Source organism: Thermoleptolyngbya sp. PKUAC-SCTB121 (genome assembly GCF_016919485.1).
Lineage (GTDB): Bacteria > Cyanobacteriota > Cyanobacteriia > Elainellales > Elainellaceae > Thermoleptolyngbya > Thermoleptolyngbya sichuanensis.
On record NZ_CP070366.1, the window covers coordinates 4,459,658 to 4,485,848 of the forward strand.

18 protein-coding genes, 1 other RNA gene and 1 pseudogene are annotated in these 26,191 nt (G+C 56.9%); 13 read left to right on the forward strand and 7 right to left on the reverse strand.

Annotation, left to right across the window (positions count from 1 at the left end; all coding sequences use genetic code 11):
- Positions 1–195: 195 nt before the first annotated feature.
- The 4 genes from JTM80_RS18290 (at position 196) to JTM80_RS18305 (ending at position 3,514) form a co-directional block, all read left to right on the forward strand.
- Positions 196–678: a hypothetical protein gene (locus JTM80_RS18290; protein WP_172357386.1), complete on the forward strand. Its 483-nt coding sequence runs from the start codon at positions 196–198 to the stop codon at positions 676–678.
- Positions 679–1,132: 454 nt separating this feature from the next.
- The gene (gene folB / locus JTM80_RS18295) at positions 1,133–1,495 is read left to right on the forward strand and encodes a dihydroneopterin aldolase (RefSeq protein WP_172357384.1); all 363 of its coding nucleotides are present in this window, start codon (positions 1,133–1,135) and stop codon (positions 1,493–1,495) included.
- A gap of 57 nt (positions 1,496–1,552) precedes the next feature.
- Positions 1,553–3,202, forward strand: coding sequence for a sodium:proton antiporter (locus tag JTM80_RS18300; RefSeq protein ID WP_172357382.1), 1,650 nt, complete (start codon positions 1,553–1,555; stop codon positions 3,200–3,202).
- A gap of 96 nt (positions 3,203–3,298) precedes the next feature.
- Positions 3,299–3,514: a hypothetical protein gene (locus JTM80_RS18305; protein ID WP_172357380.1), complete on the forward strand. Its 216-nt coding sequence runs from the start codon at positions 3,299–3,301 to the stop codon at positions 3,512–3,514.
- 118 nt (positions 3,515–3,632) lie between these two features.
- Here the strand turns inward: JTM80_RS18305 and JTM80_RS18310 are convergent, their stop codons facing one another.
- Entirely contained in the window at positions 3,633–4,256 is a 624-nt protein-coding gene (locus JTM80_RS18310) for a hypothetical protein (protein WP_172357378.1), read from the reverse strand.
- Positions 4,257–4,463: 207 nt separating this feature from the next.
- Here JTM80_RS18310 and JTM80_RS18315 point away from each other — a divergent pair.
- The 3 genes and pseudogenes from JTM80_RS18315 to JTM80_RS23205 all read left to right on the forward strand — a co-directional run.
- A pseudogene (locus JTM80_RS18315) lies at positions 4,464–4,574 on the forward strand (DUF2283 domain-containing protein); the annotation flags it as partial.
- Between the two features lie 44 nt (positions 4,575–4,618).
- The gene (locus JTM80_RS18320; protein ID WP_205370015.1) at positions 4,619–4,984 is read left to right on the forward strand and encodes a Uma2 family endonuclease; all 366 of its coding nucleotides are present in this window, start codon (positions 4,619–4,621) and stop codon (positions 4,982–4,984) included.
- 33 nt (positions 4,985–5,017) lie between these two features.
- A complete protein-coding gene (locus tag JTM80_RS23205) occupies positions 5,018–5,152 on the forward strand; it encodes a hypothetical protein (protein WP_255548809.1) in 135 nt (44 codons plus the stop codon).
- On the opposite strand, the gene JTM80_RS18325 is transcribed toward JTM80_RS23205, so the two are convergent.
- Positions 5,132–6,412: a class I SAM-dependent rRNA methyltransferase gene (locus tag JTM80_RS18325; RefSeq protein WP_172358997.1), complete on the reverse strand. Its 1,281-nt coding sequence runs from the start codon at positions 6,410–6,412 to the stop codon at positions 5,132–5,134. The two genes, JTM80_RS23205 and JTM80_RS18325, sit on opposite strands and share 21 nt — an antisense overlap.
- A gap of 519 nt (positions 6,413–6,931) precedes the next feature.
- Between JTM80_RS18325 and JTM80_RS18330 the strand changes: the two genes are divergently transcribed.
- A complete protein-coding gene (locus tag JTM80_RS18330) occupies positions 6,932–7,855 on the forward strand; it encodes a response regulator (protein ID WP_172357372.1) in 924 nt (307 codons plus the stop codon).
- Between the two features lie 63 nt (positions 7,856–7,918).
- On the opposite strand, the gene JTM80_RS18335 is transcribed toward JTM80_RS18330, so the two are convergent.
- Positions 7,919–9,205, reverse strand: a complete 1,287-nt coding sequence (locus JTM80_RS18335; RefSeq protein WP_172357370.1) for a pitrilysin family protein — start codon at positions 9,203–9,205, stop codon at positions 7,919–7,921.
- A 202-nt stretch (positions 9,206–9,407) separates the two neighbouring features.
- Positions 9,408–10,682 (reverse strand): pitrilysin family protein, encoded by a 1,275-nt coding sequence (locus JTM80_RS18340; protein WP_205370016.1) that lies wholly within the window; start codon positions 10,680–10,682, stop codon positions 9,408–9,410.
- Between the two features lie 493 nt (positions 10,683–11,175).
- On the opposite strand from JTM80_RS18340, the gene JTM80_RS18345 reads away from it, so the two are divergent.
- The 4 genes from JTM80_RS18345 (at position 11,176) to JTM80_RS18360 (ending at position 13,769) form a co-directional block, all read left to right on the forward strand.
- A complete protein-coding gene (locus JTM80_RS18345; protein WP_068512250.1) occupies positions 11,176–11,961 on the forward strand; it encodes an amino acid ABC transporter ATP-binding protein in 786 nt (261 codons plus the stop codon).
- Between the two features lie 160 nt (positions 11,962–12,121).
- An RNA gene (gene ffs, locus JTM80_RS18350) (signal recognition particle sRNA small type) lies at positions 12,122–12,218 on the forward strand.
- Positions 12,219–12,220: 2 nt separating this feature from the next.
- A complete protein-coding gene (locus JTM80_RS18355) occupies positions 12,221–12,706 on the forward strand; it encodes a hypothetical protein (protein ID WP_225906677.1) in 486 nt (161 codons plus the stop codon).
- A gap of 136 nt (positions 12,707–12,842) precedes the next feature.
- Positions 12,843–13,769 (forward strand): TIGR01777 family oxidoreductase, encoded by a 927-nt coding sequence (locus JTM80_RS18360; protein WP_205370017.1) that lies wholly within the window; start codon positions 12,843–12,845, stop codon positions 13,767–13,769.
- Positions 13,770–13,864: 95 nt separating this feature from the next.
- On the opposite strand, the gene JTM80_RS18365 is transcribed toward JTM80_RS18360, so the two are convergent.
- The 3 genes from JTM80_RS18365 to JTM80_RS18375 all read right to left on the reverse strand — a co-directional run bounded on the left by JTM80_RS18365 (position 13,865) and on the right by JTM80_RS18375 (position 22,435).
- Positions 13,865–14,206 carry a hypothetical protein gene (locus tag JTM80_RS18365; RefSeq protein WP_172357362.1) on the reverse strand — a complete coding sequence of 114 codons (342 nt, stop codon included), beginning with the start codon at positions 14,204–14,206 and terminating at the stop codon, positions 13,865–13,867.
- Between the two features lie 155 nt (positions 14,207–14,361).
- The gene (locus JTM80_RS18370) at positions 14,362–15,108 is read right to left on the reverse strand and encodes an HAD family hydrolase (protein WP_205370018.1); all 747 of its coding nucleotides are present in this window, start codon (positions 15,106–15,108) and stop codon (positions 14,362–14,364) included.
- A 115-nt stretch (positions 15,109–15,223) separates the two neighbouring features.
- A complete protein-coding gene (locus JTM80_RS18375; protein WP_205370019.1) occupies positions 15,224–22,435 on the reverse strand; it encodes a DUF4347 domain-containing protein in 7,212 nt (2,403 codons plus the stop codon).
- 1,284 nt (positions 22,436–23,719) lie between these two features.
- On the opposite strand from JTM80_RS18375, the gene JTM80_RS18380 reads away from it, so the two are divergent.
- On the forward strand, positions 23,720–26,176 hold the full coding sequence (locus tag JTM80_RS18380) for a ligase-associated DNA damage response DEXH box helicase (RefSeq protein ID WP_172357322.1): 2,457 nt from the start codon (positions 23,720–23,722) through the stop codon (positions 26,174–26,176).
- Positions 26,177–26,191: the final 15 nt, after the last annotated feature.

The window sequence follows — 26,191 nt, forward strand, 5'->3', positions numbered from 1 at the left end:
ATCCTCGATCTGGAACCATCAACTGTGGTCGATCAGGAATTCGCGGGAACTGTCTGGAAGCCAATTCGGATTGATGGTGCGGATTGCATTAAGATCCAAGTCTAGGATCCAAGTTTAGGGTGGGCGATCGCCCCCTTCCCCGTTCAGAAATCTTCGGCCCCCCTTGCGGAACTCGCCCTTTCGGAACCCGTCCCTATGCCTCTACCTGACGACACGCCCGCCTGGGAAATTCGTCCCAACGATGCCTTGGTGCCGCTGCACTACGACGACGAACTGGTGGGCTTTCTGAAGCCCGATATCGCGATCCGCGTTGCCAATATCTTGAACGAAGAATATCGTGCTCGCAGGGCGCTGCGGCTGGCGTGCTATGACCTGGTGAGTCGTGCGGGCGGCGGCAATAGCGAGATTGAGGAACTGATGAACAAGTATCTAGCAAGGGCGACGCAGCCCCGATCGGGCGTGGGGGCGATCGCCCGCTGGCTAAAGCAGCGCCAAGACGAGCTAGGCGTAACCGATGCCGAATTTGAACGGTTTTGCGATTCCTATCGACTGCCCAAAGAAAAGCTGGAAGCGCTGTCGATGGGCGACATAGACGGCTCGATGCTGGTGCCCTTGGCGCGGGTGCTGGGCTGCTCCATTCAGGACGTAATGGAAGTTTTGGAAGGGAGTCGAAGATAGCCGTTTGAGGCTTTGCTAGAAATCCCAAGCCAATCTGAGCCAGCGGATTGACAACGGGCAGAGCAGCGGCTCCGCTCTGCCCAAACAACGAGCAGCAGAACAGAAAGCCGACTTGATAGGAGATGACAGAATTCCTGATACGCTCCCGCCGCTTGGATGATGCGATTTGGCGTACAGTTGGCTTATTGTTAATTTTGTTAATTCTCGTAGGACTTACGCATCTAGACAATTTCTCGCAGGCTGTGCCCGCAAGAAATCGTCCAAAACCCAGCAAACTTATCGCAAGTGCGTAGGTTCTGTCTCGATTTCGGGTGTGCGATTTTGGATGACCAGTTCAGCGTCTGCTGAGCGTCTAGCAACTCCATTCGTCCTGCCACCCAGGAGAGTGGATACTACCGCGTGCTGAGCCACTTGGGTTAATTAGGCTGTATCGATTTAGGTGAATTGCGAATTAATGGCAGATTGCATTTATTTAACCGGGCTGCGGGCCTTTGGCTATTCAGGCTATCTGGAAGCAGAGCAGGTCTTGGGGCAATGGTTTCAGGTGGACTTGACCCTGTGGGTTGATCTGTCCAAAGCAGCAGAGAGCGATCGCCTCGAAGACACCTACGACTACCGCAACAATGTGGCCACCGTTCTCCAACTCATTCGCACCGAACGGTTTCGCCTGATCGAGCGACTGGCCGGGGCGATCGCCCAAATCATGCTCTCCAGCGGCCAGGTCGAACAAGTCACCGTGCGCCTGACCAAGGTCAACCCACCGATTCCCGACTTTACAGGACAGGTCGCGGTAGAAATCACGCGGAGTAGAAACTAGCACAATTTTGCGTAAAGCAATTTTACAAAGCCCAAAACCCAAGACCCATGACCCAAAATGCTACCAAGCCTCCTCTGGACTCTCCTCATCGGCTTCTTTGCTGGACAACTGGCACGACGGCTGAAACTGCCCGCCCTCGTCGGTATGGTGCTGGCAGGCATCGTGCTGGGGCCCCAGGCGACGCAGACCCTTGCGCCAGAGCTACTGGAGTCAGCAGGTGTGTTGCGGACGATCGCCGTCATGGTCATCCTGATGAAGGCCGGGCTGGGGCTAGATCGAGAAAAACTGGCACAACAGGGGGCTGTGGCGCTGCGGCTAGGCTTTTTGCCTGCAACCTGCGAGGCGGTGGCGATCGCCCTTGCCTCCATTTGGCTGCTGGGGTTTGACTTTGCCACGGGGCTGCTCCTGGGCTGTATCATCGGCGCAGAGTCGCCCGCCGTCATCGTACCCGGAATGCTGCGGCTAAAAAGTCTCGGCTGGGGCGTACAAAAGGGCATTCCCGATGCAATTTTGACGGGGAGTGCCCTGTCGGATGTGCTGCTGCTGCTGGTGTTTAGCCTGCTGCTGGCATTTCTCTCCCAGGGCGCGGCGGCGGGGTTGACCCTCCCCGGCGGTCTCACGCTCACCCCCCTGCAACTGCTGCCGCTGCAACTGATCTTGCAAATTGCGCTGGGGGTGCTGCTGGGCTGGCTGACGGCGCAGTTACTGGTCTTTCTGCTGGCGAAGCAAAACTGGACGCAAAACGCTGTACAAGATGCGCTGGTGGCGGCAGGGTTTGCGCTGCTGCTGGTGGTGCTGGCAGAGGAATATCCCCTGTTTTCGGGCTATCTGGCGGTGATGTCGCTGGGGTTTTTCCTGATCGAACTGGATGCTCCCCTGGCGCGGCGGCTGCGAGGTGGGTTTGATGCGCTGTGGGGCGTGGCGGAGATTTTTCTGTTTGTGCTGCTGGGGGCTAGCATTCAGCTTAATGTGTTGGGCAACACGCTGGGCGTGGGGCTGGCGATTCTGGCGATCGGCACGCTGATTGGGCGAATGGTGGGCTGGTATCTGTCTACGCTGGGCAGTAATTGGAACTGGAAGGAACGGCTGTTTCTGCTGCCTGCGAACTCGGCCAAGGCGACGGTGCAGGCGGCGATCGGCGCAATTCCGCTGTCTCAGAGCATCGCAGGTGGAGAGGCAATTCTGGCGATCGCCGCGCTTTCTATCCTGGTCACAGCACCCCTGGGAGCCTGGGCCATCCCCACGTTTGCACCCCGACTGCTGGAAAAGGGCGACGTAGACCCGACCAAAGTGGCGATCGCCCGTCCTATTACCCTCCTGGCCGCCGTCGATACCTCGCCCCTCGCCCCCGCCGTCCTCCGCAAAGCCGCCGAACTGGCCCGCCGCGCTGATGCTAGCGTCATTGTGCTGCACGTTGTTCAGGTCAACGACCCCGCCAGCATCCAGCGCCTGCAAGCCCAAACCGAAACGCTCCTCGCCGATATCCGCCACCGCTTTGTCACCACGATCGGCCCCGCCCCAGAGGAAATCGTGCGCGTCGCTCAGGAGTTTCGAGTAGATGAGATTGTTATGGGCAAACGGAGCGATCGCGTTAGCGTTGCGGAGCAAGATCGCGCTTGGCAGGCTGGCTTCGTCGGCTCCGTATCCCAATCCGTCCTGGAAACCGCCGCGATTCCCATCGTGATTGTGGATGGCGAAACTGTGTAACCCTGGCCTGCACCAGCAATCCTACGGAACAGATTTCCAGTCTATTAAGCTAGATTGATATCTAAGTCAAAGACTCGCTACTCCACGCAAAGCGCTATGCAAGCCGCCGACACGTCCGACAATTTTCAAAAAGCAGTGCTAGAGCGCCTAGATAACCTCAAGGTCGAAGTAGACGGACTAAGGCAAGAGCTAGGACAAACCAATGTGCGCGTGGATGCGTATCAAAAAGCTTCTAATCAAGTTGTGAACCTGGCCTTTGGGCTGATCGCGACTGCGACGCTGACGATTATTGCAAGTACGGTTCTGCGATAGAACCCGCCAATAAACCGATAAAAACTTACCTTTTTGGCACTACGCATGAGATTGCTGGAAGCCCCACAGACGCTTGACTGACAATCCAAAATCGCAAATCCAAAATCGAGGATCGATATTAGGGTGTTGCGCTGCCGACTAAATCCGGCTGAAAAGGCTGCATGAGGATTCCCAGAATTTGCCCGATCTGGCTGATGTAATACTCTAGTGAATCAATCCAGACGGTCGTTCCTTCTAGCATTAGGAAGCGCCAGTTGGTGCCGCTGGTGACGGCTCCATAGATGCGAGGAATCGGCTGCTCTCTTTCCGCATTGAAAATCTGGGCGGCGACCATTGTGGCGATGCACTGCCCCAGCCCGCCGATAATATCCTCCCGCTTTGCCTCAACGACGGTCATCACCGGAGCCTCGATGTAGAGCTGCTCCCTGGAAGCAGAAAGAATGAAATCACAAAAGCCTTGCAGGCCTCTGGCGGCATCCACATTAAACTCAACGCCAGAAAAGAGGGCGATGCGGTAGTGCATCTGGCGGCGGACTTCGGCCAGGATGGGCGCGATCAGAAATTCGGAGCGGGCTTTTTCGGTGCCGATGCTGGTGGCGAGGGTGGTGAATTCGGTGAGGGTTTGGGACAGGGCGGGGGACGGCGGGACGGCGGGAATGCTGGCGAACAGGCTGCCGCTTTCCTGGGTGGTCAGCCCAAAGGCGGATTTGACTTTGGCTAGGGTAAAGTCGCTGTAGGCCATTAAGAGTCTCGCCTGAGTTGTTTCACTTCAATCTTATCGCTCCTCCGAGCGGGAGACTTGGGCCAGAGATGTTGACGAAATTGTCGGAGAAAGCGGATTTCTAGCTGAAAAGGTGAATTATAACGGTGCGTGGGTGGGTTCAGTGGGAATACTGAGACGACACTTTTATTTTGCTCATCACCCTCTATCCCGGTAGGAGGTCTCGGTATGAGAAAAACGACCTATAGCAAAGATGTCGATGCGCTGCTGATCGAGCTTTCGGACGAAGCGATCGCCCACGCAGAAGACGAGGGACAGGTGATTTTGCATTACTCTGAAGCGTCGGCTCCCTGACGTGCAAGCGCGAAGATTTGCAGCGGGGTGTGGAGCCAGACAGGGCCTACTATCTTCAAAACGAGCCGCTGATTCGGCAAAATGCCCAAGTTCAACTGCCCGACGATCCGCCGCCCGATTTAGTGGTGGAGATTGAGTATTCCAGCGCGGCGCTCGACAAGCTGCCCATTTATGCGGCGCTGGGTGTGCTGGAGGTGTGGCGCTATGATGGGCGATCGCTCTTCGTCTACGCACTGACAGCCAGCGCCTACGAAGAAACCGATCTCAGCCCAGCGTTTGCGCCAATTCCTGTAAAAGATATTCCCAACTTTTTGCAACGGGCATCTACGCTCGGAGAAATCGAAATGGTCAGACAATTTCGCGCATGGGTGCGACAACAGGTCGATATGGCGTGAGGAAATCCCTACCCCAACGCGGCATCCCGTCTAGTGTGTGCGCTCGAAGGACAAGAAACCAGCCGGGCGATCGCCCATTTGGCAACACCATCCTTTCGGCTGCCCTGCGTTTGGAATGTGAATCCTGCCCGGTGGCAAACCGCGCCTTTATCCCGCTTCCAAAACTAGCCCTTTCAAATATTGCCCTTCCGGGTGGTAGAGGCTGGTGGGGTGGTCGGCCGGCTGGCTGAGGTGGCCGAGCAGTCGCACGGGGCGGCCTGCATCGATTGCCCCGGCGGTGACGGCTCCTTTGAAATTGTCGAGTGAGACGACCTGGGAGCAAGAAAAGGTAAAGATCAGACCGCCGGGGCGAATTTTGAGGAGGGCGAGATAGTTGAGGCGGCGGTAGGCCAGGGTGGCCTGGTGGCGGGCGGAGAGGGATTTGGCGAAGGCGGGCGGGTCGAGGATGATCACGTCGTAGTCATCGTCGCAGTCTTTCAAAAAGTTGAACACATCGGCTGTGTAGGACTGGTGAGTGCCTGGGGTTGCCGGATTCAACGAGACATTTTGCTCTGTCCAGGCGATCGCCTTTGCGGAACTATCCACCGAATGCGCCACCGCCGCACCTGCTTGCAGGGCATAGACTGAAAAGCCGCCGGAATAGCAAAACGTATTCAGCACCTTCTTTCCGGCGACGTGCTGCGACAGCAGTTGGCGATTGTCGCGCTGATCCAGAAAAAACCCCGTTTTCTGCCCTTCTTCCCAGTCCACCGCAAAGCGATGCCCATTTTCCAGCACCTCGCCTAGCCGCTTTTCGCCCAGGTTTGCTTCGCCAAACAGGTATTGATTGGTGGGCTGAGACTTGCCCCCGTGCAGCACGGCCGCGCTTTTGTCATACACTGCCCGCAGGTCGGAACCGTAGAGCGTTTTCAGGCACTCCACAATGCGATCGCGCTGCTGGGCCATGCCCAAAGAATAGGTCAGCACCACTGCCACGCCGTGATACCAGTCCACAATCAGCCCCGGCAGCCCATCGCCTTCGGAATTGATCAGACGGTAGCAGTTGGTGGGATTGGGGTTGGCATTGGGGTTGGCATGGGAGGTAGCATCGGGGTTGGCATCGGGGCGATTCACAAAGCGATCCCTACGGGAACCGCCCGCCGCCAGTCCTAACTGTTTTCGCAGCGCATAGGCCTGCTGAAATCGTTGCAGAAACAGCACGTCTAGCGACTCAACGGGCTGAAACGAAACGACTTTGACCGCAATGCTGCCTGCGCCGAAAAAGCCCGCCGCCAAAAACTCGCCGCGATCGCTGTACACCTCGACCCAATCTCCCTCTTGAGCCTCCGGCTCGATGCGCTTAATTGCCCCCGAAAAGATCCAGGGATGGAAGCGCCGCACGGCATCGGCTTTATGATCTCGAAGAATAATGCGAGGAAGCGATACCATGACGTTGAGCAGGGTGTGATAAGGAGCCAGTCGGTCGATGGGGCGATTCGGAGCGACTCGGGGCAATTCGAGGCAATTGACCAAAGCGCATCTTCCACTATACAGCGCCTGATTTTTCTTGGTTTTGGGTACTCCACCCCGCAGTTTTGAAATTTTATTTTTCTGTAGCGTTATAACTGCGACAAATGTGCCCAAACTAAAAGCACAGTTACAGCATTCTCGAAGCGAGTGAGGAACGGGGGCCCAGAAGCCCCTGTCTCTTCGGGGCAGTGCTTACCTGACCCCGCCAGAAAATGTTGTATCCAACAGCCAAACGTTATCCAGTCACATTGCTGAATCACGAGAACAGCAGGCGAGCGGTTCCTGGCGATTCTTTTTATCAAAGGGGTGTGTTGTAGATCTGTTGTAAACGTGTAAATGCCTATTGAACGCCGACTCAGCCTCGCCACTGCTCAGGAGCAGCATTTTTCAATCCACTACCCAGCAACACAGCCAGTCAAACAGCAGCCAAGGATGGTTATGGACATTGCACTGCCGGAATTAGAACACATTAGTCGCCAGTTGGCCAGCTTGGAGCGGCCCAAGAAGCCCAAAATGCTGGTGGTCGATGATGAGCCAGATAATTTGGATTTGCTCTATCGCACGTTCCGGCGCGACTTTAACGTGCTGCGTGCAGAAAGCGGCGTGATGGCGCTGGAGGTGCTGGCTGCTGAGGGCGAAGTCGCGGTCATCATTTCCGACCAGCGGATGCCCGAAATGAAGGGCACTGAGTTCCTCAGCAAGACCGTCCCCCAGTTTCCCGACACAATGCGGATTATCCTGACCGGGTTTACCGATGTGGAAGACCTGGTGGACGCGATCAACTCTGGGCAGGTTTATAAATACATCACCAAGCCCTGGGACCCCAATGAGCTAAAAGCCGTGGTGCAGCGGGCGGTGGAAACCTATGACGTGCAAAAACATCGCACGGAAGAACTGCGCCGCGCCCAGTCGCAGACAATCCTGCTGGGAACGCTGGTCAAGGTGACTCAGGAGGCGACCGGGCTGGAGCAAGCGCTGGAGGCGATCGCCAAGACCTTTGGGGAAACCTATGAGGCTGATGGCTGCACGCTACAGTTGGTGGAAGCGGGCAAACCCGGCACGCTGCAAGGCAACTATGGCACTGCGCTGCCGTCCCTGGGCGATGACCCGGTAGTGCAAGAGGCGATCGCCACCCAAAAGCCCCAGGTGAAGGTCAATGAAAGCGCTGAAGAGGGCGTATTGGCTCATCTGGTGCTGCCCGTGCTGTTCCAAAGTGCCAGCATTGCCGTGCTGTCTCTCCGCTGGGGCAAGCCCTTCTCGCTGCAAGAAGACGAACTGCTGCGTTTGTACCTAGCGGCTCAGCAAATTGCGCTGGCGCTCACCTGTGTGCGGTTTGGGCAAGACTGGCGGGTGGCCGCGTGAGAGGAGGCTGGAGGAAGTGGAGTGATGGGGAAGAGGGAAGAGGGGAGCTTTTTCTCTCTTTTCTTACCCCACTGCACTCGCTGGGCCCACTAGTGATACGTACGGCTCTATAAAGTAGCGCTGGGCAGCAGCCTGGGCCTGGTCTGGCGTAATCTGGGCGATCGCCGCTTGAAACTGGGTGTCAAAGTCAATGCCCAGCCCCAGCGTTTCGTACCAGCCATAGATTTGGGCGATTTGGGCGTTGGTCTGTTTGCCGAGGGCGTATTGGCCCAGCAGCTTGTTTTTGGCAGATTGCAGTTCGTCTTCGCTGAGGGGTTCGGCGGCGAGGCGATGCACTTCGCGGTGCAGTCCATCGAGGGCGATCGCCACGTTGCTCGGAGCCGTGCCCATGTAGGCGATGAACTGGGACGTATCCAGCCGGGTGGGATAGTAGGCTGACACTTCGTAGGCGAGGCCCTGCTTTTCGCGCAGTTCCACAAACAGGCGGCTCGACAGCCCGTTGCCCAAATAGGTGCTGATCAGTTTCAGCGCCATATAGTCTTCTACATGAACTGCCGGGGCCAGGTAGCCCAGCATGACGATTGCCTGCTGTGTCTCTTGCACCGTCGCCACGCGGTGCGGGTTGGATAGGACGGACGGCGTGGGTGGATACAGCAGCGGCAGGGGTGCGCCAGTGTCATCCGTCGGTGGCTGCCAGTCGCCAAAGGCTTCGGACACCAGGGCGATCGCCTCATCAGGGGTAATTCGTCCCGTAATGCTGATGACAAGATTATCGGGGCGAAAGTGGGTTTGGTGATAGCGCAGCAGATCGGCGCGGCTGAGTTTCGACACGGTTTCCTCTGTGCCCAGCCCCGGTAGCGCGTAGGGATGGTCGCCATACATTGCCTGCCGGAGTTGCTTTTGCGCCACCGCAAAGGGCTGTTCCTGCATGGAGCGGATGCCCTGGAGGGTCAGCCGTTGCTCTAGCTCCACTTCGGATTCGGGAAAAGAGGGCGATCGCAGCAATTCTGCCGCCAGTATCAGCATGTCGGCAAAATCCCGCGACACCGTTTTCAGGCTCAGCAGGCAATAATCTGGCGATGAATCCGTGCCCAGGCTTGCACCCACCGACTCGATTTGTTCCGCAATCTGCATCGAAGACTTGTGCGTGGTGCCCTTCGTCAGAACCGAAGTCAGCAGGTGCGAAATGCCCGACTGCTCTGGCACTTCGTAGCGGCTGCCCACCCGCACAAACAGCCGCGCCGCCACAATATCAGCCGCCGAATTCTCCGTCGTCAGCACGACCAGACCGTTACTGAGAACCGTCCGGTGGAGGGGGAGCGCTGCGGGTTGGAGGGTGGAGTTGGACATAGGGGTGCGGCAGTGATGAAGGGTTGAGGGATGGCTGAGAAGAGAGGGAGAGCGTGTAGAAGCAAGAATGGAGGCTCGGACAGATGCTCAGACAGATGCTCAGACGGTTCCGTCACGCTACTCCTCTGCAACTCCATGATCTTGCCACTCGGCCCCGACCGCTGACTCAACCTCTGCCCTAACCTCTGGCCCGACCGCTGAATCAAGCCTCAATGGGCCGCAGCGTCGTCACGGCATAGTGGCAGGGCGAGAGATGCTGACTGGCAAGACGGTGCAGGTCTTCGACCTGGAGACTCTGGATGCGATCGGGATAGGTGACGGATAGCTCGGCCTGGGCGATGGTGTTGTAGTAGCCGTAGAGGCCGGCAAGCTGGCTGGAGGTTTCGGTGGAAAAAGCGTAATCGTTGCACAAGAGCCGCTTCACTCGGTTTAGCTCTGCGTCGGGAATGGGCGCAGCGCTGAGGGCCGAGAGGCGATCGCCCACAATCGCTTCCACCACGTCCAAATACTCTGGCTCCAACCAGGCCGTGATTGTAAACAGGCTGGAATCTCGCTGGAGCGAAAAGCTGCTGACAATGTCATGAACCAACTGCCGCTCTTCCCGCAGTTCTCGCACCAGACGCGACGTGCGCCCACCCGCCAGCAGCACCGACAGCACATCCAGCCCATAGGCACTTTGGAGTTGATCCACCCCAGGGCCCACCCAGGCCATCATCAGCCGCGCCGTTTCCAGCCGGGGCAGCCGCAGGTGTTGCCGTCGGATACCTGTCAGCGGCGGCTCTGCCTCGATCGGAATGGTGGGAAACTCCACTGCTGAGGCAAAGTCTGAAAAAGCCTGACGCGCCAGATCAATGGCATAGGCCGCATCGATATTGCCCACAATGACCACGGTCATTCGCTCTGGCTGGTAGTGGGCGCGATGAAACGACCGCATTTCCTCTGGGCGTAGCGCCATCAGCCGTTCCACATCGCCCAGCACCGATCGCCCGTAGGGATGGGTCTGGTAGACTGTTTCCGACAGCGCTTGAAACCCCAGCCAGTCCGGATCGTCTTCCGACTGACGCAGTTCCTCCAGCACCACATCCCGCTCCCGCTCAAACTCTTCATCGGGAATCGCCGCCCGCAGCAGCAGTTCTGCCAGACAGGGCAGCGTGTCGGGCAGGGATTCGGCTGTGGTGTTGATGAAGAAGTGGGCGTAGTCGTGGCTTGTTGCCGCGTTGGTCACGCCGCCATAGTTTTCGATCACGTAATCGAAGTATCCCGGCGGCAGTTGCTCGGTTCCCTTGAAGATCATGTGTTCCAGGAAATGGGCCACGCCAGCCCAAGGCTCTGGTTCGGCGATCGCCCCCGCCCGCACCCACACGTCTACCGTGACAACGGGCGTGGGAACCTGTTGATGAATAATCGTTAGCCCATTTTCCAGGGTGTAGCGCTGGGCAAGAAACTGGGCTGTCTGGGTCGAAAGAAGTGTAGTCAAGCGTTTGATGATCCTTGACGGAAATCTGGGATTAAGAAACGGTTAATTTGGAAACAGCTAATTTTACCTATGGTAGCGCTTTCTGTTCGCTTTGCCGAATTCCTACCTAGGGGCGGAGATCGGGGCAAGGGACGAGTCGCGGGCGATCGCCCTCAGTCATCTGCGATCGCCCTCAGTCATCTGCGATTGCCCTCAGTTCAGATGCGATGATTACTTGCGGTGACTACTGCGGTGACTACTTGCAGCGATTACTTGCGGTGACTACTTGCAGCGATTGCTTTTAGATTGCCCATCGGTTTGCTTCGTGTCGTAGCGAATCACACTGCACAAACGCCCGGCTGTACCAGTACAATTCAAGCTACAGCGTTTTTGAAGCCAGTGAGGTACGCAGGAGGCTGTCAGCCTTGAGTTTTTAGCGCAGGGCGTGCCTTATTCCGCAGGAAAGTGCTGTATTGCAGTCTATGAATCTTGATTTTGATTAGGACGTTTCCCAATGACGCAGTATCACACGGACGCAATTACCAACGGCAACGGTCATGTTGGCTCAGAGCCGGTGATCCTGGCTGAAAATGTGGAGAAATGGTACGACAACAATTTCCATGTGCTGCGCGGCGTTAGCCTGACGGTGCAAAAAGGCGAAGTGGTGGTGGTGATGGGGCCTTCCGGTTCGGGCAAGTCCACCTTTATCCGCACGTTCAACGCGCTGGAAAGCTATCAAAAGGGCAAGATTGTCATCGATGGGATTCACCTGTCCCACGACCTAAAGAATATCGATGCCATTCGCCGCGAGGTGGGAATGGTGTTTCAGCAGTTTAATCTGTTCCCCCATCTGTCGGTGCTGCAAAACGTGATGCTGGCTCCCATTTGGGTGCGCCGCTGGCCCAAGGCTCGTGCGGAAGAAAAGGCGCTGCAACTGCTAGAGCGGGTGGGCATTTTGGAGCAGGCGAAGAAGTTTCCGGGGCAGCTTTCGGGGGGGCAGCAGCAGCGGGTGGCGATCGCCCGCGCTCTGGCGATGGAGCCAAAAATCATGCTGTTTGACGAACCCACTAGCGCCCTCGACCCAGAAATGGTGCGCGAAGTGCTGGACGTGATGCGGACGCTGGCCCGGTCGGGAATGACGATGGTCTGCGTGACCCACGAAGTCGGCTTTGCCCGCGAGGTGGCCGATCGCGTGGTGCTGATGGCGGACGGGCTGCTAGTGGAAGAAGGCACACCCGAAACCTTTTTCAACAATCCCAAGGAAGAACGGACGCAAAAGTTCCTGTCGCAGATCTTGTGAGGGAAGGGTTTGCGGCTGGGAGTGAAGGCTGGAAGCTGGCCGCTGATGTGTCATCTGGCTGACTGTCATCTGGCTGACTGTCATCTGGCTGACTGACAGTTCTAGCGACTTGAAGCCTGGCCCTGATCCCTGTCCCCCAGCGCCGTGTTATTGTGGAGAAGACCTGGATCCACGCGACTACAACGCCCAAACCTTGTCAGGACCGGAAGGTAGCAGCAATACGGGATGCTTGTAGTAGGCGTGGTCTCCGGGTCTTTTTGTGCATTTATTTTGTGTATTTGTTCGGGTATTTGTTCGGGATATTGAGCAGACGGTGGAACGGCTTCAGGCAGAGCGGATCGAGTCGATTAAGGCTGGGGGACTGAGTGCCCTGGTTTGCGGGACGGTGGTGCTGGTAGGGGCGATCGCCAACACGGTGCTTGCCACTCGCTGGAACGCGCTGACGGTCTTTTCGCTCAACTGGTCGATTGGTTTGCACCTGGCCCATGCAATGCTGGCGGGCTTGCTGTTTGGCGTGACCTATCGCTACGTGGTGCGCCAGGGCGAAAATCCTCACCTCAGCGCGGGCGCGGTGCTGGCCTTTGCGCTGGTGCGGGGGTTGGCGCAGCTTGAGACGGGCTGGACGCTGCATGGCAACCCGACGCTGCTGCTGCTGCTGGGTGGCGAGAGTGCGCTGATGCTGGCGATCGCCGCTGGGGTTCTCAATGTTGCGCTGTCTCGCAAAGCCATTCAGCCCTTCGTGTGATTCTGACAACGGGTTCTGCTCAACGAACCCAGGCCAATATACTGCTGATATACGCCGATATACTAAGAATCGTAGCGAACCCGATGGCGCGTGGGACCCAACAGAACTTCCGCACACCCTCGGCAGAGGAGGCATCGTGAAAATTGCAGTGACCGGGGCGACCGGATTTGTAGGAACGCGGCTAGTTGAACGGTTGCTCGAAGAGGGGCATCGCGTCATCGCGCTGACCCGCAGCAAAGCACACGGCGATCGCGTTTTTCCCCAGGCGGCGTTCCCCAATGTGGACGTGGTGGAATACACGCCGCTGGAGTCGGGCGAGTGGCAGCAGGTGCTTTCCGGCTGCGATGGCGTGGTGAATTTGGCGGGCGCGGGCATTGCCGACGAGCGCTGGACCCCGGAGCGCAAGCAGGAAATTCTCGATAGCCGCAAGGTAGGAACAGAGAAGATTGTAGAGGCGATCGCCCAGGCAAGCCCCAAGCCCAGCGTCTTGGTTAACGCCTCTGCCATCGGCTACTACGGCACCAGCGAAACCGCCACCTTCGACGAAAGCAGCGCCCCTGGCGATGACTTTTTGGCGCAGGTGTGTCAGGCGTGGGAGGCCGCTGCGGAATCGGCCCAGACCAGCGGTACGCGAGTCGTGATCCTGCGAACGGGAATTGTCCTGGGCATGGGCGGCGCACTGGGTAAAATGCTCACGCCCTTTCGTCTGTTTGCGGGTGGGCCGCTGGGCACGGGCCGTCAGTGGTTTTCCTGGATTCACCGGGAAGATCTGGTGAACCTGATCCTGAAGGCTCTGACCGATTCCAGCCTGTCGGGAGTGTATAACGCCACGGCCCCCAACCCGGTGCGGATGGCGGAATTTTGCCAAACGCTTGGCCAGGTGATGGGTCGCCCCTCCTGGCTGCCTGTGCCTGCCTTTGCGCTAGAAGCCCTGCTGGGAGACGCGGCCCAAGTCGTGCTGGAGGGTCAGCAGGTTCTCCCCAAGCGCACGCAGGAGGCTGGTTTTGCGTATCAGTATTCAGATGTGAAGGCGGCGATCGCCAACATTTTGCAGCAGGGCTAGCTAGCGGCGAGCTTGGATGCGACCCAGGCTTCCCACCCGTTGGCTGATCCCGCTAGTTAATCCTGCTGGTTAATTCAGCAACGCACTCCAGAAAACTACTCCACCCGTTGCACCGGAATCGAGATACTCGCCTGCAACTGGCGCTGCATCTCCTGGCGGGCAATAAAGCGGCATCCAGCACAGTCGCAACCGCGCAGGGCGATCGCCATGTCGCCCTCTGCGTCTGAGCCAGTCAGCACCGCCAGCCCATCGCCTAATCCCGTACAGCCGCAGTCCAAGTCGTCCGGCGGAACCATCTCACCCGTCTGTGTGCTGGAGAAAATCAGTTCTCGAATGGGCACCGTTTGTGCCAGCAGCGGCTTTGGCAAGACCAGCCCCAGCGCCACTGCACCAGAGCAGCCCAGCCAAGTTAAAAAGCGTTTTTGAGTTGGGTTCATAAGCAAGAATGGGATGAACTCGCAGCTTGTCTACAGTTTGCCTACAGGTTGCCTTAGTACGACAGTTTATACCTTGGTGTGACAGTCTTTGCCTTGGTACGACAGTTTACCGCAAAAGCAGTGGGCGATCGCAAACCCGGTTATGCACCACTCGATCACGAGCGACCCAGGATTTGCTGAGTGAGTTCCCAAAAACCAGCCACTTCTTCAGCCTCCGTCATCGTGTGGGGCCTGTAGCTCAGCCGATCGAGATAATGGCGCACATTGCCCACGCCGACGGAATAGGGAAAGCGGCTTTTGTCGAACAGGCTCTCGTCATTCGGGCTATCACCCACGGTCACCAGTTGCGCGGGCAAGATGCGGGGAAAGTGCCGCTGCAAAACTTGTTCTAAGGCGCTGGCTTTGTCCTGAGCAGCAGGCTTGATATGGCACTGCACGGTGCTGTAGGTAAAGCCCCAGCCCGCGTCCTGGCAGCGATCGCCCATCGTTTGCAAATCCGCTGCCGACAAGCCCCGCACATCAAACGTCCAGTCCGTCAGCCGGAAGCGGTTGTCGGGGGCTTCCTGGATTTTGGGAAACGTGTTTTGAAGGTCGTGAAAGAGATCGGCCAGCGATCGCCGATGATCGGCCAGATCAGGCACATGAACCAGGAACTCCGGCTCGGTGTCTCCGGGAAGAAACACGCCGCCATTTTCGGCGATCGCCCCCGCTACGGGCAGATACGACACCACGCCCTGCACCCAGCCCGCCGATCGCCCCGTCACTATCACCACTGGAATGCCTGCCGATTGCAGGACTTCCAGCGCTTGCAGCAGCAGCGGCGTAAACTTGCCCCGGCGGGTCAGCGTCCCATCCATGTCGGTGGCAATCAGGCGAATTGAATTTGGCAAGTCTAGGAGCATGGTTTAACGCAAAAAAAATCGAGGGCCGTCCCGCAGGAAACACCCTCGATGAGTCTAAACGAAGCCGTGTGGCTTACACTAGCATTTCATTGCCCTGTCACCCATCACGCCTTACTTAAGCAATCGAGATTTGAGCATGGGTCAGAGACGCGCCAGCGTTGAGTTGAGCAATCTTCACCTGCTGACCCGCGCCGCTGCCGTCGAGGTCAAAGAACAGCGCTCCGGTCTTTTGGTTATAGACAAACCGCTCGGTTTCGGTCGCTGCCTTGCTGCCCAGGCGGAACTGCTCGGCGCTGATACCTTTGCCAATGGGCAGCTCTGCAAACTCTCGACCCAGCGTGATTTCGATGCGGTCTTCTGCGGCCTTGAAGTCGCGGATACGGTTGCTGCCCTTCTTGTTGGCGGCAAGCTGGAAGGTGTCGCGACCTCTGCCGCCGATCAGCGTGTCTTTGCCGCTGCGCCCAATCAGCACGTCATCGCCCGCGCCGCCGATCAGGGTGTCGTCGTCCTGCCCGCCGTTCAGCGTGTCGTTGCCGTTGCCGCCGTGCAGCCAGTCGTTGCCCGAGTCGCCGGCCACCATGTCGTCGCCGCCCAGTGCCCGGATGCGATCGCCCTTCTTCAGACCCACCAAAATTTCGCTCTGGTTGGTGCCCTTGAGGAAGTCGATTTCGTTGGTGCCTGGAAGGGTCGCTCGGTTTTTCATGGCTTCGCGGCGCTTCAGCCCGGCCAGCAGCCCATCGCCGGTATTGGCATCTAGCACCTGATCGATGGTCTTCGTACCCAGGATCGCAGCCGCCAGATCCTTCGAGGTGTTGTTGACCAGGAAGCCCTGGAGTTCGCTAACTTCCCGCAGCAGCGCCGCCGCATTGCCCGGTTTTGCCAGCACCGCCTGGAGCCGCTGCACACCTTCCGCCATGATGGTGGCGACCTGATCGGCGATCGCCGTCACCTTGGCTAGCTCCGGGGCAGGGCTGACCATTTCCAGTGCGCCAACGGTCGTCTTCAGGATATTCGCCACCACCGAGCTATTGCTCAAATCCAGCGGCTGACCCGGTTCAATCGCATCGGCGATCGCCCCCGTCACCAGCATCGCCAGCATCTCGCCCGATAGCCCCGTCGCCCCCCGCAGCAGCGTTGCCGCCTGATCCATCAGCGTGTAGATGGACACATGGGCTGCCATCACCTTGGCCCCGTTCGGGTCGCCGTCGCGCATGGCAATGATCGGGTCAAAGGTTCCCAGATCCAGCGTCTCAGGCAGCCCCAGCGCCGCCTTCACCTGAGCGGCGACCGTCGCCACATCCACATCGCCCATCCGCACCAGCGCGTTAATCATAGTGGTGACTGGCGTGATCATGCTATAGCCCACCGGAGCCGACAGCGGCACATCCATCTTCTCGTTGGTGAAGGTGTCGTAGCCGCCCACCGCCAGGATCTGTCCTTCGTCGGGGTCAATCACGCCGTTTTCATTCTTGTCAAACAGTTCGGTAGCAAACTTCAGCTCGTAGGAGCCGTCGAAGCTGCTGATGGTGTAAGGCTCGTTCTCGTCCAGCACCCCATTGTTGTTGGCATCCAGGAAGATCGTGGCCCCCGAAATATATTTCTGGCTGATCCGTCCTACAGAAGCGCCGCCCCCCACGCTGAACTCCATAATCTTAAACGTCGCCAGGTTCTTCCGCCACTCTTTGCCAATCAGCTTGCCAAAAACCCGCACCCCAACCCGCGCATAGGCATCCAGGAACACATTCACCACGCCCTGAATCTGGAACAGGCTCAGCGGATTGCTCAGGCGAGACGTAATCTCAGTGGTGCGGATGCGGCCGTCGCTGAGGTTAACAAACTCGCGAATACCCCGCGAATTGAGCGTTGCAATCGTTTGTGCGCCAACGAGTGGACGGAGGAAAGAGATATGGCCAATCTGCCGATTGATCTCGTTCCAGACTCGGCTATACTCCGAATCCCAAACTGGATTTCGAGCATTTTCGCCCACGTCGATCAGGTCGATGCCTGCCCTGCCTCGCAGACCCCCGTCAATACGTCCTGCGGCCACACCCACGTTCACCCCAAAGCCTGCGCCAATCGTCGCATCGACGGTAATTTCGTCGCCGGGGAAGTCGGTGACATAGAAGCCATCAATCAGCCTGGAGGCAGCAGAACTGGAGTAGCCTGCTCGCTGCCACTCTTGGAAGCCAAAGGTGTCATAGCCAAAGTCGAGATTGCTTCGCACGCGGAGATCGCCGAACAACCTGCCTTCGAGTGGCCAAATCACGGGGAACTTCTGCTCCAGGCGGAGGTTGAAGTCCAGGTCGGGCATGTCGTAGCGGAACAGCGTCGCCGTGCGCCCCAGCAGCAGGTTAATCGCCTGGTTGGGATCAGACAGAATGGGGAAGCCCAGCCCTTCGACTCGGTTTAGCGCATTGATAAAGTTCCGCACACGCGAGTTGCTCGAAGCCTGGGTCAGGGAGTTTGTGCTTTGCCCTCTAGTGGTGCGGGGGCTGCTCTGGGACAGGCTGCTAGGTGCCGCATTGGTGTCTACAGTGCCAATGCTGTAGGAGCCAAAGTTGATGGCCAAGTTGCCGTCGCTGGCGGTGAGCTGGTTGAGGGCAGTGATGGCGGCATCTAGAGCGCTAATGGCATCGATAAACCGAGTGTCGATACCACGCCCAAAGCGCCAGCGGCTGAGGGTGCTGACGACTTCTACGACCGTCGCCCGGCCGTCGCGGTTCTGGTCGAAGGGGCCGGTCAAACCCAGACTGCTGAGAATCCGAGTGTCAGCATTCAGGAAGTTGATGACCGGCCGGAAGGGTCTAATGGTGTTATCGATGCGAGTGAGGACGGGTCGGGCAAAGCCAGAGATGAAGGAACCTAGATCTAGCGTGACGTTGTTGAACTCAAGCTGGGGGCTGCCCGATGAGCTGCGGCCGTCGCGGTAGGTAAAGGCGTTCCACTTGAGCGCCAGATCAAAGTTAATGGAGGGCATTCCCTCAAAGTTGGCGATGCCTGTTCGGGCTTTCATGCCCAGGTTTGGCGTGATGGCAAATTCGGTGCCAAATAGTTCACGGAAGCTGGAATTGGCGTTGCGTCGCCGCAGCTCGGTGAGGGTGAGGCGATCGCCATCGTTGGGCGCACCCGGAATATTGTCGATGTCCTTCAGAAGCGCCTTAAAGCCGCCCGTCACCCGCGTAGGATTGGACAGATCATTGGTCAAGCTTGCCTGCAAGAAGCCCAGCGTCGCCTGGGCGCTGAAGTTATTCGACAGCGCAGCCGTCAGTTCTGCCCCAAAGAAAGTCTTACTGGGGTTCGTGTTGAAATAGAAGCCGAAGTCATCATGGAAGCCGAAAGTCAGCCTCATGCCGCCGAGGACGCTGGCATTGGCAGAACCCGTGGTTCTCATGCTCAGCATTGGCAGGCCCATGTTGCTATTCAGCCCGACGGAACCTAGGTTATAGGTCTGGGTCATGTCTAGCGTCACTTCAAACTGCTTCGCCTGACTGAAGTCGGTCAGCACTCGAATACCCGGCAGATTCCGACTGATGCGGTTTTGGAACTCGCCGACCGTGAGTTGCTCCTCATTAGCCATGCCGCTGACCAAGGTGCTGGTCAGGTTCCTCAGGAACGCAGGAACGTAGCGATCGCTCAGCGTTCCCAGAATCGGCAGAGAACTCCGCGCCAGGTCGTTGTCCAGCACCACAGCGAGCTGGGTCAGCGCCCCCGTCACGCCAGAGCGGAACTTCTCCACATCAATTTCTGGCACATCCTGCACGTTGATCGTGAAGCTCTGGGTGCGGCTGAGGCTGGGCGACCCGTTGTCAAAGGCCGTGATGCTGAGATTGACCTGCTTTTCCTGTTCAAAATCGATGCTCTGTCCAAACTTCAGCTTCAGTTGCCCATTCACTACTTCAAAGCGCTGATCGCTAACCGTAAAGCTATGAGTTTGGTTGCGATCTTGATCGGCAACCGTCAGGCGGCCAATCACCACGCCAGCATCGTTTTCTCGCACAGCGTTGTTGCTGAGGGTGATGCTGGTGGGCGCTTCGTTCAGGTCGTTGACGGTAATACTAAACTGCCGCTCAAAGAACTGCCCGCCCTGATCTGTCGTGCGGACGCGAATCGTGTAGTTCGGCTTGGTTTCAAAATCGGGTGCGTTGCGGATGCGGAGCTGGTTGCCAACGATGGTGAAGGCAGCATTGTCAGCCGAGCCAGCGCCTGATACCAGCGTGTAGGTGTGGGTATTGCCTGCATCGGGATCGGTGGTGGTGAACGTGCCGATCACACTATTCGCGGGCACGTTCTCATTCACGTTCGTAGCGCTGAACTCCAGTTGAGTCGGCACTTCGTTGACGTTGTTGATGCCGATATTGACCGTGCGTTCGGTGAACAATCCACCCTGGTCGGTTGAACGAAGACGAATGCTGTAGCTATTCTTGGTCTCAAAGTCAGGTGAAGTATTGATCCGAAGCTGGTTACCTACAATGCTAAATGCAGCATTGTCAGTGTCACCTTCGCCGCTCACTAGCGTATAGGCATGCGTGTTTCCTGCATCGGAATCGACTGTGCTGAGAATTGCAACAGCGCTGTTCGCAGGAAGGTTCTCATTGATGTTCGTCGTGCTGAGGTTGATGGCGGTCGGGGTTTCGTTCACGTTGTTAACCGTGATCACCATCTGCCGCTCAAAAATGCCACCACTCTGGTCGCGCGATCGCACGCGGATGTTGTATCTGGGCTTCGCCTCAAAGTCGGGCGATACGTTAATTCGGAGCTGATTGCCGACAATTGTAAACGCGGCGTTATCCGTCGAGCCGACCCCATTTACCAGACTGTAGGTATGCACGTCGCCAGGGTTGGGATCGACCGTCGAAAACGTGCCCACGACGGTATTGGCAGGAACGTTTTCATCAAGGCTGGCGGTGCTGAGGCTAATGCTGGTCGGCGGCGCATTGCCCGACTCATCCACATCCGTGATGTTGATCTGAACAGCTTTTTCATAGAACAGCCCATCGCGATCGACGGCGCGAATCCGAACTCGATACACCGACTTGGCTTCAAAGTCTGGCATCTCGTTGATTCGCAGCTCGTTGCCCTCCAGAGCAAAGGCGGCGTTGTCGTTGTCGCCTGCACCTGCCACCAGCAGATAGGTGTGCTCGTCCTCTGCATCTGGGTCTACGGCGCTGAGCGCGGCCACTACCGTATCTGGCACCACGTTTTCTTCAACACTGGTGCTGCTCAGGATGATATCTGTCGGAGCCTCGTTCGCATTGTTGATATAAACCGTCAAAACGCGGTCAAAGAACAGCCCGGTCTGGTCGGTCGTGCGAACCCGGATGCTGTAGCTGTTCTTGGTTTCAAAGTCGGGCGAGGCATTGATCCGCAGCTCATTGCCGACAATCGTGAACGCGGCATTGTCTTCATCGCCTGTGCCGCTGACCAAGTCGTAGGTATGGGTGTCTCCAACGTCGGGATCAATCGTACTCAGTGTGCCGACGACAGTATCGGCAGGGACGTTTTCCAACAGGTCATTGCTGCTGAGTTGCAGATTGGTCGGCGCTTCTTCCAGGTTGTTGATGTTGACCGTGAACACGCGCTCGGTGAATAATCCGCCCTGATCCGTCGTGCGAACCCGAATGCTATAGCTGCTCTTGGTTTCAAAGTCGGGGGAGGCATTGATCCGCAGTTCGTTGCCGACGATCGTGAAGGCAGCGTTATCGGTATCTCCCGCACCCGCCACCAAGCTGTAGGTGTGGGTATTGCCTGTGTCGGGGTCAACGGTACCGAAGTTGCCAATTAGAGAATTGGCAGGAATGTTTTCATCTCGTGTGGTGTTGCTTAGCGTCAGGTTGGTCGGCGTTTCGTTCACGTCGTTCACGTTGATAGTGAAGACGCGCTCAAAGAACAGCCCACCTTGATCGGTCGTGCGAACTCGGATGCTGTAGCTGCTCTTGGTTTCAAAGTCGGGTGGGGTGTTGATCCGAAGCTGGTTGCCGACAATGCTGAAAGTAGCGTTATCGGTGTCTCCCGCACCTGCTACGAGGCTGTAGGTGTGAGTATTACCTGCGTCGGGGTCAACGGTACTCAGTCCACCCACTGTGAAGCCAGCGGCGACATTTTCATTAACACTGGTGCTGCTGAGGTTAACGTTTGTGGGCAGGTTGTTAACCACGCCAGTTGCGCCCATAACGTTGAGGTAGCCTGTCGTACCAACTTTCTCAACGGTGACGCTTTGCAGCGTTTTGCCCGTGTTAGGAAGGAAGCGTGCTCCAAAGACGGCTGGATTGTTGGCATCCTCAAAGAGTGTGCCTGCGGTATTGTGGGCCCGATCCATGCCGTTGATCATGTAGTACAGCGAGGCAGATTCAGTAATTTCGTCGAACCAGTCGGGAATCGTGATGCTGCCAGTGGTTTGCGTGGTGCCATCGCTGTAGTGAAAGGTCAGCCGCATGGAGGATGCCCCTTCTGTGGACAAGACGGCGATGTGAACTTCGCTATATTGACCAGGTGGAACTGCAAAGTTCATGCTCTGCCCATTGGCCGTAGCAAACCAAACGTTGTTGCCGTTGTTGGTGTTGCTATAAGCGAGCTGCATATTGGGGCGAAAGGCATTGGCTGCGAAGAAGCCGTTGTCGGGTAAGCCCTGACCATTTGCCCCGCCAATGGCAGTGGCAACGGACTGGGTTATCATGACGTTGGTTTGGTTGTCTATTGAGTCTTGAATGCTGTCCCCCGTATTGGCAATGACATCGCGGTTCAGCACGCCGGAAAGGTTGAACTGGACAGGGGAGAGAATGCCAGAAAATCGGGCGATCGCCCCTTCAGAAAACACAGGCTGATAGGAACCGGGGCCAACCTGCATCTCCAGTTCCCAGTTGCCGCCCAGGGATAGGCTTCCCGTGTCGGTGGTGGAGGCGATGATTGTGGCTCCAGTCAGTTGGTGCAGCTTTTGCAGAAACTCTGCCCCGGTTTCGCCTGCTGCCACGCGACAGCCGTAGAGGATTAGCCTCGGCGCGTTTGCAGCAGAAAACCAGGACTGTAGTTCCCAGGCGTAGCGGTCGAGGGTTTCCAGAGAGAGGGGGCGATCGCCTAGTTGCAGACAGCCCTCGCTGCCGTGAGTCACGAGATGAACTTGGTCAATCTGTGGATACTGGGTCAGAACTGCCGTAATTTGCGCGATCGCATCTTGCTGAGCGTCCAGCACCAGCACGCCCGCAGCGTCCGACACACCCGCCACCAGCGTTCCCAGATCCGCAATGCCTCGGTCAAACACGACGAGTGTGCAGGCGCTTTTGGGAACCGACAGGACTTGTTGAGTTGAATGGGTTAAAGCAGACGAGGACAATCTAGAAACCGGGGAGGGAAGACAAACTGCGGACATGGCTATGAGCGCTCCTAAGCAAGGATGAAACAGCAGGTGAATGAATAGCCCAAATCGACAGAACTGTACCTGAAAGCAGGCCAAACCTGAGGCAGCACGATCTGCCGCTCTGCAACCGCAGAGACGCAAGGTTACACAGATGCAAACTGTGTAAAAATCAGTGCTAAGAACAAGCGACAGGAAAGAGGGCGGTAGAATGCACCAAACGTCTCGACAATGCACCCGCTTGATCGAGGAATCAGGAGGAGGCGGGGATGCAGGCGAGCGTATTTTGATCGGAAAACGGCTTGGCTTGCTCGCTTCGACGCGATGGGAGCTGCTCTAAGAGGGTGTTTGGAAAGGTATCGCCTGTAATGTTAAGCACTCAGAGCTCCCCCCTAGCCCCCCTTAAAAAGGGGGAAACCGCCTTAAAGTCCCCCTTTTTAAGGGGGATTTAGGGGGATCTTGCACGCTTTGCTACAAACAGTAGGACTTTTCAAACATCCTCTGAGCAATCTTTAGAGGGTGTTTGAAAAGGTATCGCCTGTAATGTTAAGCACTCAGAGATCCCCCCTAGCCCTCCTTAAAAAGGGGGGAAACCGCCTTAAAGTCCCCCTTTTTAAGGGGGATTTAGGGGGATCTTGCACGCTTTGCTACAAACAGTAGGACTTTTCAAACATCCTCTAAGGAAGCGAACCAGATGAACTTACGGCAAGGCTAGCGGCTAGCAAATTCACAATTATTTAGTCACTCAGTCTCAAAGAGATCGCGATAAACGATAGAAAGCACTTGCCGTGATAGAACACTTCGAGAAACAGACAGGACAATTTTGTATAAACTGCTCCTAAACTCATATTCTGACTATCTATCTTTCAGTAGAGGCCTAGCGTCCTGAGACTCACGGTTAATTATGTGCTTCATAGAAAAATTACAGTGAGAATCAGCGTGTAATTACTGAAGACGCAAGGAATAGAGTCTGACGGTTGCCTGCTATGGTTAGCAAAGGATGCTCTAAATACCATCCCTAAATACCGTCTCTAAGTACCAATAAAGAGTGAAAATCACTGCATAGGACGGCTACATAGAACGGCTACACAGCAATTTGCCAAACGATTTAAGGTTTAAGATTGCCTGTGATTTATGATCCGGTCAAGGGTGATCCAGATTTAGGCATCGGATGCAGGCAAGCCGTTTGAGGCAATTCTCGATGGACAAAAGCGTTCCGTTGTGGAGCCAAAAGTATGCTGTTTATGCCCCATTTTGTGACCTATGAAGAGGCGATCGCCGCCTAGTTCTGCCCCTCCCAGCACGTCCAGCCTTGCACCTGTCGTCGAATGGTTTCAGCGGCAGGGCTGGGAGCCATTGCCGTTTCAGCAGAAAACCTGGGAGGCGTTTCTGGCGGGGCGCAGCGGGCTGGTGCAGGTGCCCACCGGGTCTGGCAAAACCTATGCGGCGGTCATGGGGGCGATCGCCGCTATGCTGCACGACCCCAAACCAGGGCTGCAACTGCTATACCTGACCCCGCTGCGATCGCTCTCCCGCGACATCGAGCAATCCATCCGCCGCCCCATCGAAGACATGGGCTGGGATCTGCGGGTCGAGTCGCGCACGGGCGACACCAGCGCCAGCCGCAAAGCCCGCCAGCTCAAAAAGATGCCGCAGATCCTGATCACCACGCCAGAATCGCTTGCTCTGATGCTGTCCTATGCCGGTGCGGAGACGCTTTTTGGCAATCTGCGGGCGGTGATTTTGGACGAGTGGCATGAGTTGCTTAGTTCCAAACGAGGCACCCAAACCGAACTCTGCCTTTCGGCACTGCGTCAATTGCGCCCGTCGCTGCAAACCTGGGCCCTGTCGGCCACGCTAGGCAATATTCAGGAAGCTGCCCAAGTCGCCGTGGGGCTGGATATCGAACCCGTGGTGATTCAAACCAACCTCCAGCGGCAAACGATCATTCGCAGTATCTTGCCCGACTCGGTAGACACCTTTCCCTGGGCGGGGCATTTGGGCCTGCGAATGTTTCAGGAACTCGTAGACGCACTAGATATCGAAACCTCCACGCTGATTTTCACCAACACCCGCGCCCAGGCAGAAAAGTGGTATCAGGCGCTCACGTTTGCCCTGCCCGAAGAGGGCGATCGCATTGCGCTGCACCACGGCTCCATCGACGTGCAAGAACGAGAGGCGATCGAAGCAGCCGTGAAAACCGGGGCCATCAAGTGGGTCGTCTGCACCTCGTCCTTGGATTTGGGCGTAGACTTTCAGCCCGTAGAGCGAGTCGTGCAAATTGGCAGCGCCAAAAACCTGGCTCGGCTATTGCAACGGGCCGGGCGATCGGCCCACGTCCCCGCAGGCACGTCCGAGATTTTCTTCCTGCCGACCAACTCGCTGGAGCTATTGGAAATTTCTGCTTTTCGCAATGGACTGGCCCAGGGCGATATCGAAGTGCGCCGCCCGCTCCACAAGCCCTACGACGTGCTAATTCAGCACTTAGTCACCCTGGCCTGTGGAGATGGTTTTACGCCTGCCGACACGCTCTCCACCATTCGCAAAACATTATCCTACGAACGCTTAACGGATGCCGAATTTACTTGGATACTCGACTTTTTGGAAAAGGGTGGGAAGTCACTCAGCGCCTATCCAAGGTACAGAAAAATCACGCTGGAGGATGACCGCTATCGTGTCACCGACCTGCAAATTTCCCGGATGCACCGCATGGGTATCGGAACAATTATCTCGAACCAGTCGGTACAGATTCAGTACACCAATCGCCGCAAGATTGGCACGATTGAGGAAAACTTTGCATCCAAGCTGCAAAAGGGCGACGTGTTCTTTTTTGCAGGGCGACAGCTTGAGTTTTTTCAGATGAAAGATATGGTGGTGTATGTCAAAAGCACAAGCAAGAAATCTACCGTAACACCCACCTGGGGTGGCGGAAATCTCGCAATATCTGACACGCTGAGTATGCACCTGAGACGTGAAATTGAACGGAGTCAGGATGCAAGCACGAATCTGGAACTGATCTGCTTGAAACCAATTCTGTCTGCCCAGCAGCGCATATCCCATTTGCCCGCCGCAACCGAGTTGCTGATTGAAACCTGCAAGACCCGCGAAGGACAGCATCTTTATGTTTATCCCTTTGAAGGGCGCTTTGTGCATGAGGGGCTGGGCTTTTTGTGGGGCTATCGGTTTGCGCGACAAAAGCAGGCGACGTTTACGATTTCCGTGAATGATTACGGGTTTGAAATCCTCGCGCCTAAGGACTATCCGTTTCAAGACCTGTTTTCCGAAGACTTCTTTAGCCTGGAAAATCTGGAAGCCGACATCCGCGCCAGCCTCAACCTGTCGGAACTCACTGCCCGCAAGTTTCGCGGCATTGCCCAGATTGCTGGGCTGGTGTTCAAGGGCTATCCCTCTGCCAAAAAGACGGCAGGGCAACTCCAGGTCAGTTCGTCGCTGATTTACGAAGTGTTTTCCAAATATGAACCGGACAACTTGCTGCTGAAGCAGGCAGAGCAAGAAGTCCTCACTGATCAGCTGGAGGTGCATCGGCTGGCCAAAACGCTGGATAGAGTGCGATCGCTCTCTCTGGTGTGGCAAACCACCAAGCGCCCGTCGCCCTTTGCCTTTCCGCTGCTGGTGGAGCGGCTCAACTCGCGCCTGTCGAACGAGAGCCTGCTAGAGCGCATCGAGCGGATGAAGCAGCAGTGGGACGGCAAAGCGTGAACCCCAGGCAGAAAA

Bases quoted from the DNA above. Each gene is read 5' to 3' on its own strand.
- JTM80_RS18335 (WP_172357370.1), bottom strand. From the start codon at position 9,205: ATGTCCAACTCCACCCTCCAACCCGCAGCGCTCCCCCTCCACCGGACG.
- JTM80_RS18380 (WP_172357322.1), top strand. From the start codon at position 23,720: ATGAAGAGGCGATCGCCGCCTAGTTCTGCCCCTCCCAGCACGTCCAGC.
- JTM80_RS18345 (WP_068512250.1), top strand. From the start codon at position 11,176: ATGACGCAGTATCACACGGACGCAATTACCAACGGCAACGGTCATGTT.
- JTM80_RS18330 (WP_172357372.1), top strand. From the start codon at position 6,932: ATGGACATTGCACTGCCGGAATTAGAACACATTAGTCGCCAGTTGGCC.
- JTM80_RS18365 (WP_172357362.1), bottom strand. From the start codon at position 14,206: ATGAACCCAACTCAAAAACGCTTTTTAACTTGGCTGGGCTGCTCTGGT.
- JTM80_RS18370 (WP_205370018.1), bottom strand. From the start codon at position 15,108: ATGCTCCTAGACTTGCCAAATTCAATTCGCCTGATTGCCACCGACATG.
- JTM80_RS18310 (WP_172357378.1), bottom strand. From the start codon at position 4,256: ATGGCCTACAGCGACTTTACCCTAGCCAAAGTCAAATCCGCCTTTGGG.
- JTM80_RS18305 (WP_172357380.1), top strand. From the start codon at position 3,299: ATGCAAGCCGCCGACACGTCCGACAATTTTCAAAAAGCAGTGCTAGAG.
- JTM80_RS18325 (WP_172358997.1), bottom strand. From the start codon at position 6,412: ATGGTATCGCTTCCTCGCATTATTCTTCGAGATCATAAAGCCGATGCC.
- JTM80_RS18300 (WP_172357382.1), top strand. From the start codon at position 1,553: ATGCTACCAAGCCTCCTCTGGACTCTCCTCATCGGCTTCTTTGCTGGA.
- folB (WP_172357384.1), top strand. From the start codon at position 1,133: ATGGCAGATTGCATTTATTTAACCGGGCTGCGGGCCTTTGGCTATTCA.
- JTM80_RS18290 (WP_172357386.1), top strand. From the start codon at position 196: ATGCCTCTACCTGACGACACGCCCGCCTGGGAAATTCGTCCCAACGAT.